Source organism: Aeromonas sp. R2-1 (assembly GCF_040908425.1).
Classification (GTDB): domain Bacteria; phylum Pseudomonadota; class Gammaproteobacteria; order Enterobacterales; family Aeromonadaceae; genus Aeromonas; species Aeromonas caviae.
In genome coordinates, this window is record NZ_JBFODR010000021.1 from 1 (window position 1) to 11118 (window position 11118).

Annotated in this window: 9 protein-coding genes and 2 tRNA genes; 7 read left to right on the forward strand and 4 right to left on the reverse strand. The window is 61.4% G+C overall.

All coding sequences use genetic code 11. The features are described from left to right. Positions 1-6: 6 nt before the first annotated feature. The 4 genes from AB5Y80_RS05290 to yjjG all read left to right on the forward strand — a co-directional run bounded on the left by AB5Y80_RS05290 (position 7) and on the right by yjjG (position 2599). Positions 7-83 (forward strand) — tRNA-Met (locus tag AB5Y80_RS05290). A gap of 96 nt (positions 84-179) precedes the next feature. Beyond that, a tRNA-Met gene (locus AB5Y80_RS05295) sits at positions 180-256 on the forward strand. A gap of 144 nt (positions 257-400) precedes the next feature. Beyond that, a complete protein-coding gene (locus tag AB5Y80_RS05300; RefSeq protein ID WP_368172600.1) occupies positions 401-1885 on the forward strand; it encodes a leucyl aminopeptidase family protein in 1485 nt (494 codons plus the stop codon). Positions 1886-1918: 33 nt separating this feature from the next. Further along, the gene (gene yjjG, locus AB5Y80_RS05305) at positions 1919-2599 is read left to right on the forward strand and encodes a pyrimidine 5'-nucleotidase (protein ID WP_042879264.1); all 681 of its coding nucleotides are present in this window, start codon (positions 1919-1921) and stop codon (positions 2597-2599) included. Positions 2600-2669: 70 nt separating this feature from the next. On the opposite strand, the gene AB5Y80_RS05310 is transcribed toward yjjG, so the two are convergent. From AB5Y80_RS05310 to elyC, 4 genes are all read right to left on the reverse strand, one after another. After that, positions 2670-3926, reverse strand: coding sequence for an amidohydrolase (locus tag AB5Y80_RS05310; protein ID WP_368172601.1), 1257 nt, complete (start codon positions 3924-3926; stop codon positions 2670-2672). 1306 nt (positions 3927-5232) lie between these two features. Beyond that, on the reverse strand, positions 5233-6204 hold the full coding sequence (pfkA, locus tag AB5Y80_RS05315; protein WP_010674852.1) for a 6-phosphofructokinase: 972 nt from the start codon (positions 6202-6204) through the stop codon (positions 5233-5235). 143 nt (positions 6205-6347) lie between these two features. Then, positions 6348-7103: a triose-phosphate isomerase gene (tpiA, locus tag AB5Y80_RS05320; protein ID WP_029314576.1), complete on the reverse strand. Its 756-nt coding sequence runs from the start codon at positions 7101-7103 to the stop codon at positions 6348-6350. A 135-nt stretch (positions 7104-7238) separates the two neighbouring features. Further along, positions 7239-8024, reverse strand: coding sequence for an envelope biogenesis factor ElyC (gene elyC / locus AB5Y80_RS05325; RefSeq protein WP_368172602.1), 786 nt, complete (start codon positions 8022-8024; stop codon positions 7239-7241). Positions 8025-8152: 128 nt separating this feature from the next. On the opposite strand from elyC, the gene cmoM reads away from it, so the two are divergent. The 3 genes from cmoM (at position 8153) to mukE (ending at position 11081) form a co-directional block, all read left to right on the forward strand. Next, the gene (gene cmoM / locus AB5Y80_RS05330) at positions 8153-8929 is read left to right on the forward strand and encodes a tRNA uridine 5-oxyacetic acid(34) methyltransferase CmoM (protein WP_039040723.1); all 777 of its coding nucleotides are present in this window, start codon (positions 8153-8155) and stop codon (positions 8927-8929) included. 114 nt (positions 8930-9043) lie between these two features. Next, positions 9044-10363: a chromosome partition protein MukF gene (mukF, locus tag AB5Y80_RS05335; RefSeq protein ID WP_042863922.1), complete on the forward strand. Its 1320-nt coding sequence runs from the start codon at positions 9044-9046 to the stop codon at positions 10361-10363. After that, positions 10344-11081, forward strand: a complete 738-nt coding sequence (gene mukE, locus AB5Y80_RS05340; RefSeq protein ID WP_029314572.1) for a chromosome partition protein MukE — start codon at positions 10344-10346, stop codon at positions 11079-11081. The genes mukF and mukE overlap by 20 nt, the downstream gene beginning before the upstream one ends. Positions 11082-11118: the final 37 nt, after the last annotated feature.

An 11118-nucleotide genomic window follows, 5' to 3' on the forward strand; every position in this document is an offset into this window, starting at 1 on the left:
TTCGGACGCGGGGTGGAGCAGCTCGGTAGCTCGTCGGGCTCATAACCCGAAGGTCGTCGGTTCAAATCCGGCCCCCGCAACCAACTATTTGTGTCGATGGCAAGCGCTAGCGCCTGCGGTGGAGACGAAGACAGCAAGAAGCAACTGCTCTGCTTTTTGTGGTGGCAATACAATTCGGACGCGGGGTGGAGCAGCTCGGTAGCTCGTCGGGCTCATAACCCGAAGGTCGTCGGTTCAAATCCGGCCCCCGCAACCAACTTCTGACTGCTTTTCTTCTGAATTACCTCTCTGATTACCTCCAGCATCTGTTGCTTGCACACAATAATGTGTGTTTTTCCGATCCCTCTCGCCATTTGTTCGGTATCATCCTGCTTTCTGTTCATGGATGAGGCCGCACCCTGTGATGACCCCTTTTAGCTATTCTTCTCCCCAAATCACGATGCAGAGCACCTCCCTCGCCGAAGTAATGGCAGGGCCGGCTGCCGTCAAACTCCTGCTCATTGCCGACTCAGCGCGCGATACCCTGCTGGCGACGCCTCCCTTTGCCGCCGTGGCAACCCAGATAGCCCTGGGTCAGAAGGCCCCCTATTCCCTTGACGACAGTCAGGGGCTGCAACGGGTGATCTTCATGGATGCCCGCCCGGCCCTGGATCATCGGCTCTACAAGCAGGTGCGCAGCTGGGTGGGCTCGCTGGCGGGCCTCAAGGCGACGCACCTGGCGCTCCATCTGGAGGGCTTTGACGATGAGCATCGCGCGCAACTGGCAAGGGTGGTGCTCGCCTGCCTGCTCGCCGCCGATGTGACCCTGCCGACCCAGAAACGGAGTGAGGCGACAAGACCGGGTTATCAGCAGTTGCAACTTTCCCCCCCTTGCGAGCTGGACATGGCCCGCCTGAGCGCAGAAACCGAAGGCAACGGTCTGGCTCGCCACCTGGCAGTGCTGCCAGCGTCCGAGCTCAATCCCCGTCATTACCGGGCCTATGCCCGGGAGCTGGCGCAGCAGGAGGGGTGGCAGTGGCAGGAGTTTGATGAGACGACCCTGGCACAGAAGGGGGCTGGCGCCTTCCTGGCGGTGGCCCGTGGTTCGGCGGACGGTCAGGCCGCCATCGTCAGGCTCAGTTACTGTCCGGCCAACCCGCTGCGCCGCGTCGCGCTGGTGGGCAAGGGGATCTGCCACGACTCCGGTGGCTACAACCTGAAAGTCGGTGGCAGCATGTATGGCATGCACCTGGACATGGGGGGCAGCGCGGTGGCCCTTGGCACGCTGCTGGCCATCAGCCGGGCGAAACTCCCCGTTGAGGTGCACTGCTGGCTCGCCATCGCCGAGAACCACATCGGCCCGCAGGCCTTCCGGCCCGGTGAGGTGGTGACCGCGCTGAACGGCACCACCATCGAAGTGGTGGACACCGACGCCGAGGGTCGCATGGTGCTGGCGGATGCCCTGACCCTGGCGGCCGGGGACAAACCCGACTTGCTGATCGACTACGCCACCCTGACTGGCGCCTGTAAACGGGCGCTCGGCAGCCGTTACAGCGGCGCCTTCACCAACCGCCCCGAGTGGCTCACCACTCTGATAGCGCTGGGCCAGCAGAGCGGGGAGCGAGTCTGGCCCTTCCCCCTGGACGAGGATTACGATGACAACCTCGATAGCGAGTGGGCCGATCTGTTACAGTGCGCGCCGGGCGCCTCCCCGGATCACATCGATGCCGCCCGTTTTCTCACGCGCTTCGTGCCCGCCGAGCTTCCCTGGTTGCACCTCGACCTGAGTGGTTTTCGCAACAAGGGGGGCAATGGCGTGGTGGGCAGCGAGGTAACCGGCTTTGGTGTCAGGCTGACCCTGACCCTGCTCGACAGCCCTCTGGGGATGGGTGCGCCCGACGCATGACAACGTGGCCAAGCACAATCAATAAGGACAAGCGTGAAACAAGCAAGCTATGACTGGGTGCTGTTCGATCTGGACGAAACCCTGCTCGATTTTCCGGTCGCCAGGGCGCTGGAGCGGACCCTGCAGATCTACGGCGTGGCGCCGACTCCCCCCAAGATGGCGGAGTACCATGCCCTCAACCAGCGGCTCTGGCAGCAGTACAACTCAGGGGAGATTGACGCCACCCACCTGCAGCAGACCCGTTTTTCGCTCTTTGCCGAGCAGGTCAACGTGGCGCCCATGGCGATGAACGAGACCTTCCTGCAGCAGATCATCGCCCTGAGCGTGCCGCTGGAGGGGGTGGAGGAGACCCTGCAGGCCCTGAAGAGCAAGGTCAGAATGGGGATCATCACCAACGGCTTCAGCCTGCCCCAGCGCGGGCGCCTCGACAAACTGGGCTGGAACAGCTGGTTTGAGCCTCTCGTTATCTCTGACGAGGTGCAGGTGACCAAGCCGGCGGCGGCCATCTTCCAGCATGCCCTGGCGCAGATGGGTCAGCCGAGCCCGGCGCGGGTGTTGATGGTGGGGGACAATCCCAAGACCGACATCGCCGGTGCCGCCGCCCAGGGGCTTGCCACCTGCTGGTACAACCCGGGACGGGAGACAGTCCCGTGCGAGGCGACCCACGAGATCCACCACTTCGCCCATCTCTGCGCGATCGTGCTGGGAGAGTAGGTCCCCTATGCCCGCAAGGGTGTAAAAAACAAGGCAGCCCATGGGCTGCCTTGTTTGCATTCGGCGTCTGCTAGCGGCCGAGGCGGGCGAGCAGCCAGGCCTCCAGCAAGGCCACTCCGGGGGCCAGCACGGTTTCGTCGAAGTCGAACTCCGGATGATGGTGGGGGGCCGCGAGGTTGGCTCCCAGGATGAGATAGGCGGCTTCGCCGCCGTGCTGCTGTACCCGCTCGATGAGGAAACCGGCATCCTCGCTGGCCCCGAAGCGGCGGGTGTGGATGGTATCAAGGGAATTCCCCTGTGCGAGAGGCACGATTTCCTCGATGAGGGTTGGGCTGTTCTCGATGCCGATCGCTTCCCCCTGTTTGCGGATGTGGTAGGTCGCGCCCTGCATCAGGGCCGCCCCCTCCACAATCTGCTGCACCTGATTGAACATGTAGTCGTTGAGGGCTGGCGTCGCGCCACGGGTCTCCCCCATCAGGCGGGCATGGCCCGGGATGACGTTACGTCCACTGCCGCCGTTGAGCTGCCCCACGTTGATGCGGGTCATGCCGTCCCGATGGCGGGGAATGCCGAGCATGGCGGTGGTGGCCATGCAGGCCGCTGCCAGGGCATTGTGGCCCGCGTTGGGCTCGAGCCCCGCATGGGCGGCTTGCCCCATGAACTCCACGTCGAATTTGGTTGAACAGAGAAACTCGGTGGGGTTGACCACCAGCTCACCACTGCTCGCGTGAATGCCGATGTGCAGTGCCAGCAGGGCGTCCACGTCGTCGAGCTGCCCCCCTGCCGCGAGCGCCTTGCCGCCTCGGCAGCCCTCTTCAGCCGGCTGGAAGAAGAGCTTGATGCGGCCAGTGAGGCGATCGGCGAGGGCCGCGATCCGCTCGGCCAGCACCAGCCCGATGGCGGTGTGACCATCGTGGGCACAGGCGTGCATCCAGCCCGGGTTGGCGGAGTGCCAGCCTCCCTGGCCGGGCAGGTGTGACGCCTCCTGGCTCTCTTCGACCTCCACCGCATCGATATCGAAGCGAAACGCCAGGGTGGGGCCGGGGCGCCCGCTATCCCAGAGTCCCATCACGCCGGTGAGTGCGTCGATCCGCGTCAGCCACTCCGGATGCGCCCCCTGGTGCAGGGCGCGGGCCTTCTGGGCCTCGACGTCTATTTCCCGTCCCATGATGAGGGTGCTGGCGAGCAGTTGATCCCCCAGCATGATGGAGAAACCGAGTTCACTGAGGTGTTGGGCGATGAGGGTGGTGGTGCGAAATTCACACCAGGCGGCTTCGGGGTGACGATGAAGGTCGCGGCGCCAGTGGCGCAAGGCATCCTGAGTCATGGTGGTTCCTGCGTGGCAAATCCAGCGGCCATTGTGACGGGCAGGGAGGCAAGAGTAAATCCCGCAGGGGGAGATGCGACAAGGGGAGCCCGGGCTCCCCTTGAAAGATGGCATGGATGTCGACGAGGTCGTTTTGTGCGCGCAGATCGCATTCAATGATGGCTTGGCATCATTCTTTGTCAGAGCACGTCAAAAACCCATATTGCAGTCTGTTTTTTGAACCGCCCCTCTGGTGCAGAGGTGGCAGATGACTGATTGACCGACTTAGAGCTGTGCCAGCGACGGCATGGAGACGGCAACCAGAGTGAAAAACACGGTGAAAACGGCGGTAACTACGAACTCTTTCATGATTTTATCTCCCTTGGTTGGCTCATGATGGAACCAAGATACCACAACAGAACGATAAAACAACGAAAAATGTAATTATGAGGCGAAAATGGTTTGTCGGTGAAATATGGCTGCATTTTCCCAAGTTTAAGGGCGTTTTTTGTCCTGGGAAGGGTTTTATGGTGATATCAGTGAAAGTGGATACATATAAAGTCTTTAAATACATTAAGTTATGTTGTTTTTGTGGCTCTCTTCTTGGTGGCTCCAATTGGGTTTTTTTGGTGATCTCCATTTTTCATCAGCAAAATGGCCTGCGGGATGCGCCGATTGATGTCGTCCTAGGGAGGTTGGTGGTTGTCAGCCAGGTTTTGTCATCCCATGTCATGTTTTCTCACAACTTGTTTCCCAACCCCAGTCTGCAAGGCTGTTGCCAGCCAGGGTTATCCGATGAAGGCTCAATTTTCTGCTCATCCCAAACAGGATGGGAGCAAAAAGAGTACGAAAAAACGACAAAACGGCCGCCAAAGGAGCATGGAAGGAAAGGGGGAAGGCGGGAAAATGGAGGTTCGATCTTCATGGGGCCTTGGGTGGTCGGAAGCCCCGTTTTTCGCTGTTTTCTTGGGGGGACGAGCCACTGGGCCCGCGCGCAGGGGAAGCGGGCGATATCGTCGGCCCACCCGGTTTGCTATATGGCGCCAGTGTGATGGGATGAAGGGCAGGGGAGGCCTGGCGCAGGGCCGTGGCACTGCGGCACGAGGGCCTTTATCCAGACCCGTCGCGAACAAGGTGAACAAGCAGAAAAGCGGGGGAAAGAAGTAAAGGAGAAGGTCGTGGGGTCAGAGGCTCAGGGCCGCCGGGCAAGGGGTAAGAGATGGCGACAGTGGCCAGTGGATAGTCGGGCCTCCGCAGAGGGAGGAGGGGGTGAGGAGCCCGCATAAAAAAACCCTCCAGAGGAGGGTTTTTTGTCAGACCACAGCTCTTAGAACAGGGTGGTGGAGAGATCGTACAGCTCCTGGTTGAACGGGCGCTTCAGGTTCTCGATGCAGTCGATGATGTCGTGGTGCACCATCTCGTTGCCCTGAATGCCGACGCAGCGGCCACCCTGGCCCGCCAGCAGTTGCTCAACGGCGAAGGCACCCATGCGGCTGGACATGATACGGTCACGGGCAGTGGGAGAACCGCCACGCTGGATGTGACCCAGGATGGTGGCGCGGGTTTCGCGGCCGGTCATGGCCTCGATGTCTTTTGCCAGGGCGTTGACGTCGGTGACGTGCTCGCAGATGGTGATGATGGCGTGCTTCTTGCCCTTGGCTTCCCCTTCCTTGATCTGTTGCAGCAGCTTCTCCTTGTCGAAGGCCACTTCCGGCACGATCACGTATTCGGCACCACCGGCAACGGCGGCAGACATGGCCAGATCGCCGCAGTGGCGGCCCATGATCTCGACCACGGAGATGCGGTGGTGGGAGCTGCAGGTGTCGCGCAGGCGGTCGATGGCGTCAACCACCACGTTCAGAGCGGTATCAAAGCCGATGGTGAAGTCGGTACCGGCGATGTCGTTGTCGATGGTGCCCGGCAGGCCGATGCAGGGGAAGCCCTCTTCGGTCAGCTTCTTGGCACCCATGTAGGAGCCGTCACCGCCGATGACCACCAGGGCGTCGATGCCGTGTTTCTTCAGGTTTTCGACCGCTTCGGCACGGACTTTCGGATCCTTGAAGGCGGGGAAACGGGCGGAGCCCAGGAATGTACCGCCACGGTTCACGACGTCGGAGACGCTGTGACGCTCGAGCTTGACGATACGGTCCTGGTGCAGACCGAGGTAGCCATCATAGATGCCGTAAACTTCCAGGCCATGATGCAGACCGGCGCGCACCACGGCGCGGATGGCTGCGTTCATACCCGGTGCGTCACCACCACTGGTCAAAACACCAATACGTTTGATTTGTTTGGTCATGAGTGCCTCTGGATCTGAGTTGTCGAAAATCAAGATTCTGAATAATACGGCTGGCCGCTTTTACTATATCGGCTTTCCTATGGCGAGAGGGTCCATAGGAAAGCGATATGCAAAGAGGGGCGGGGCCCCTCTTTGCTTGGCGCTTACTTGGCGGCGCCAGCGATGATCTGGGAGAAGTCGTCCACTTTCAGGGACGCGCCACCCACCAGGCCACCGTCGATGTCCGGCTGGCCGAACAGGTCGGCAGCGGTGGCGCCAGTCACGGAGCCGCCGTACAGGATCTGTACCTTGGCAGCCACGGCTGCATCAAAACCGGCCAGGTATTGACGGATGTGAGCATGCACGGATTGTGCGATCTCCGGGGTGGCGGTCTTGCCGGTGCCGATGGCCCATACCGGCTCGTAAGCGATGACGGCGTTCTCGAAGGAGGCGATGCCGCAGCGATCGATCACGGCCTTGAGCTGGGTCTCGACCACCTGGTTGGTGGTACCGGCTTCGAACTGGGCCAGGGTTTCACCGATGCACAGCACGGGGATCAGGCCGCCCTTCTGGATGGCTTCGTACTTGGCAGCCACCACGTCGTCGGTCTCTGCGTGCAGGGTACGACGCTCGCTGTGACCGACCAGGGAGTAGGTGCAGCCGAAGGCTTTGAGCATGGAGGGGGCGTTTTCGCCGGTGAAGGCGCCGGACTCGTGAACGTCGGCGTTCTGGGCACCGTAGGCGATCTTGCTGCCGGCGGTCAGCTGTTCAACCAGACCCAAAAAGATAACCGGCGGGCAGACGGCCACTTGCACGGAAGGATGAGCGGCAGCGGCCGGGGTCAGTCCTTTGATCAGGGCTTCTACAGAAGCCTTGGTGCCGTTCAGTTTCCAGTTACCCATTACCAGGTGCTGTCTCATCTTCTATATCTCCTAGGCATTTGATTGCGCAACATTATATGAATTGAACCGAGCCCAAGATAGCTGACCCGGCGGCAAATGACGTAATTTTTTTTCTCTTTCCTGATCCAAATCAGGAATGCAAGGCGCGATTGCTCACTCGGTGACCTGCCCACGCAAACGGGCCCACCATACCCCAATCCACTCGTGAATGGCAGCCTCGGAATACATCAGATAACGCCCCTTGGGGAGGTAGCTGTAGAGGGGTTGCGGCTCCTGACTCTGCTTGGCGGTGTAATCGGTGGGAGCCGGCACCGCATCGAGTCCCTGACTGCGATAGAGGGCCATGGCCCGGGGCAGGTGGGTGGCCGAACTCACCAGCGCCACCCGCTTGCCGTTGAGGTGGGCGGCGATGCTGACCGCCTCGTCATGGGTGTCTTTGTTGTTTTCAAACAACGTCATGCGCGCACGCGGGATGCCAAGGCTGGCCGCCATGCGGGCGTTGACCTCGGCGTTCGACAGGGGATCCCCGGTCACGGCACCGGAGAAGACCAGCTCGGCTTCTGGATAGGCCAGAGCCAGGCGAACTCCTTCCAGGGTGCGCGCCAGGGAGATGTTGTTTTGCCAGGCGCGCTCTGGGATGGCCGGATCGCTCACATGACCGTTGCCCAGCACGACGATGGCCTGGATGTCAGGATGCTGGCTCACCTCGAAGGGGGGATAAGTCTGCTCCAGGCTGCGGGCCAGCTCGTAGCTCACCGGCCGCGTCCCCATCAGGGCGATGATCACCAAGGAGAGGGTCGCCAGCAGCCTGCCGGTTCTCTGAAAACGGGTGAACCAGAGCAACGCGAGCGCCAGCACCAACAAGGAGAGAGAGAAGGGGAGCGGCATCAGCAGATGGCCCAGCCATTTCTTGATGACAAAGAAGTTGAGCTCGAACACGACAGACACGTCCTTGAGTTTTCAGCAAATTCGGGATGTGACAGAATACCCCTCTTTTTTCCTGTGGCCCAATCCTGTGTGGTTCCTCCTGCGGCCCTCATGGCGGGGCGGTCGAAGATGAGTGTGTCTTGAAGCAAGATCAGAGTTTTGACGGGCGCGCGGACAAGTTCGCTCGCAACATTTACGACTCCACCAAGGGGCGCATTCGCACCACCATTGTCTGGAGTGACATCGAAGCCTGCCTGGCGCGCCTGGGCAACCGGCCGCTGCGCATCCTGGATGCCGGCGGCGGCTTTGGCTACTTCGCCCAGAAACTGGCGGCCATGGGCCATCAGGTGGAGCTGTGCGATTTGTCGGCAGAAATGCTGGATCTGGCCCGGGAGCAGATCGCCCAGAAGGGCTTGGAAGACAGAATTCGTCTCATCCATTGCCCCATTCAGGATCTCAAGCACCAGGTGACCGGCACCTTCGATCTGGTGCTCTGTCATGCGGTACTGGAGTGGCTCGCCGAGCCGCGCCAGACCTTGCTGGGTCTGTTCCCTTTCGTCAAGGCTGGGGGCATACTGTCGCTGCTTTTTTACAATCGTCACGGCCTCCTGTTCCAGAGCCTGGTGGTGGGTAATTTCGACTATGTGCGCCTGGGCCTTCGCAAGAAACGCCAGACAGCCCTGACTCCCACCAACCCTCAGTTGCCGGAGCAGGTCTATGACTGGATAGGCCGGGGGGGATTGCGGATCATCGGCAAGACCGGGGTGCGCGTCATCCACGACTACATGCGCCACAAGCAGGATCAGGTCGAGAAGTTCGAGGACCTGCTGGCCATGGAGCAGCAATATTGCCGCCAGGAGCCCTTTGTTTCCCTGGGGCGCTACATCCATGTGATGGCCCAGAAACCGGCCGGTTGAGACACACCGGCGTGAATACGATGCGGGATCCAGCCGCCGGGGCGCCACCGACCCCGGCCTATATCACCACGGCGGGCGAAGACCTGCCGACTATAACAACGAGATGATAACGTCATGATGAGTACATCCCGTACCCTGCCAGAGACGGTGGGATGGGTCAGACAGGAGGGGTTGGCGCTGAACCTCCCCACCGACAGGCTGGCCTTTCTGATAGCGATCAAGACGCTCTCCGAGGACGAGTCTGATCTCTCGGAGGCCGCGCTGCACGATGCCTTTGGCTATGTCAGCAGTGCCTTCGGCCAGATGGACGAGACCCTCACCGGTCGCGCCAACAACGCCATCAACGATCTCATTCGCCAGCAACTGCTGTCGCGTTTCACCACCGACATGGTGGCGGGGGAGAGCCTCTACCGCCTGTCGCGCCTTGGCATGAGCATCGTCGATTTCTTCATGGATCAGCGCCAGGTGGACTCCATCAAGCTCTCCATCCTGCTCGAGCACCTGGCGGCCGAGCTCGACACCGCCCGCAAGGCGGCGCTCGAGACCAACACCCGGGAGCAGTGGGACGCCGAGGTGCTGCCGCGCCTCTCCTTCTCCCTGGAAGAGACGCTCGGGCGCATCGATCTCACCCAGCGCGCCATGGACGAGCAGCAAAACCAGGTCAAGAGCGAGATCGCGGCCCTGCTGACCCAGAACTGGGTCGATGCCATTCACAGCTGCGAGAAGCTCCTGCACGAGACCGGCCAGACCCTGCGCGAGTTGCAGGACACCCTGGACGCCGCCGGCCACCGCCTGCAGGCGGGGCTGCTCAACATTCAGGAAGCGGCCCAGGGGCGTGAGGATCTGTTCCACGTCGAGGAGCTGACCCACGCCCTGCAGGGGCGTCTGGACGTCATCACCGCCTGGGGCCAGCAGTGCATCGAGCTCTGGTCCCGTTATGACAGGCACGTTCACAAGTTCATCCGCAACGCCATCGACATGGACAAGAACCGCGCCTTCAGCCAGCGGCTGCGGGAATCCATCCGCAACTTCGAGCAGCACAGCTGGTTGTTGCGGGTGGCCGAAGAGCCCCGTTTGCTGGAGCTGCGGGATGAAACCATCGCCATCCACGACGAGGAGGTGACCGGCGAGGTGCCCCTCGAGATGGAGTACGTGGAGATGGTGGACATCAACCAGGAGCTGGCGGAGCGCATCGAGCGCTACCTGGCCCGCTACCCGGAGCAGGGAGATCGGCTGGATCTTGCCGACGTGCTGCGGGAATACCTGCTGGACTACCCGGCTCATGCCCACTTCGACGTGGCGCGCCTCCTGATCGATCAGGCCGTGCGTCTCGGCCATGCCAGCGGTGAGCGCGAGCACCACCGCCAACCCGCATGGAAACCCATCAACCAAGCTGGATCCAAGGTTCAGGCCTATGTCATCGATCAATACTGAATTCCCCTTGCCCCTGCGTCTCGCAGAGGCCATCGCCAACCCCTTGTTTCCGCGCATCGACACCGCCCTGCGCTCCGGTCGCCACATCAGTGCCGACGAATTCGAGCAGCACTCGGCCCTGGTGGAGTACCACCAGGAGCTGGAGATCTTCTACGGGCGCTATCAGGTGGAACTCATCAAGGCGCCGGAAGGCTTCTTCTACCTGCGTCCGCGCCCGAGCGCCGACATCGGAACAACAGTGTTATCTGAGCTCGATATGCTGGTGGGCAAGGTGCTCTGCTACCTGTTCCTGAGCCCGGACAGGCTCGCCTCTGAAGGGGTGTTCGCCATGGGTGAGCTGCAAGAAGAGGTGCTGAGTCTGGCGGACGAGAAGCAACTGCTGCGCATGGTCAACAGCCGCTCCGGCGGCACGGATCTGGACAAGAAGAAGCTCCTCGAGAAGATCCGCACCTCCATGCGTCGCCTCAAGCGCCTCGGGATGATCACCCCCCTTGGCAACAGCGACAAATTCCGGGTCAACGAATCCGTGTTCCGCTTCGCCGCCGATGTGCGCTCCGACGAGGATCCCCGCGCGGTGCAACTGCGGATGATCCAGGAAGGGGAGGCCATTTTCCACGACGACGAGATGCCGAGCAGCGATTCCCTGTTCGAGGATATCGAAGAGGATCTGGACGAAGAGCAGCTGGAGCTGGAGGTGGAAGATGATCTGCAACGTTAATGTGCCGGCACTGATGGTGTCTGCCGGTTTGATGGAG

Coding starts and splice junctions, on each gene's coding strand:
- pfkA (WP_010674852.1), bottom strand. CDS start 6,204: ATGACCAAACAAATCAAACGTATTGGTGTTTTGACCAGTGGTGGTGAC.
- mukF (WP_042863922.1), top strand. CDS start 9,044: ATGATGAGTACATCCCGTACCCTGCCAGAGACGGTGGGATGGGTCAGA.
- AB5Y80_RS05310 (WP_368172601.1), bottom strand. CDS start 3,926: ATGACTCAGGATGCCTTGCGCCACTGGCGCCGCGACCTTCATCGTCAC.
- tpiA (WP_029314576.1), bottom strand. CDS start 7,103: ATGAGACAGCACCTGGTAATGGGTAACTGGAAACTGAACGGCACCAAG.
- mukE (WP_029314572.1), top strand. CDS start 10,344: ATGTCATCGATCAATACTGAATTCCCCTTGCCCCTGCGTCTCGCAGAG.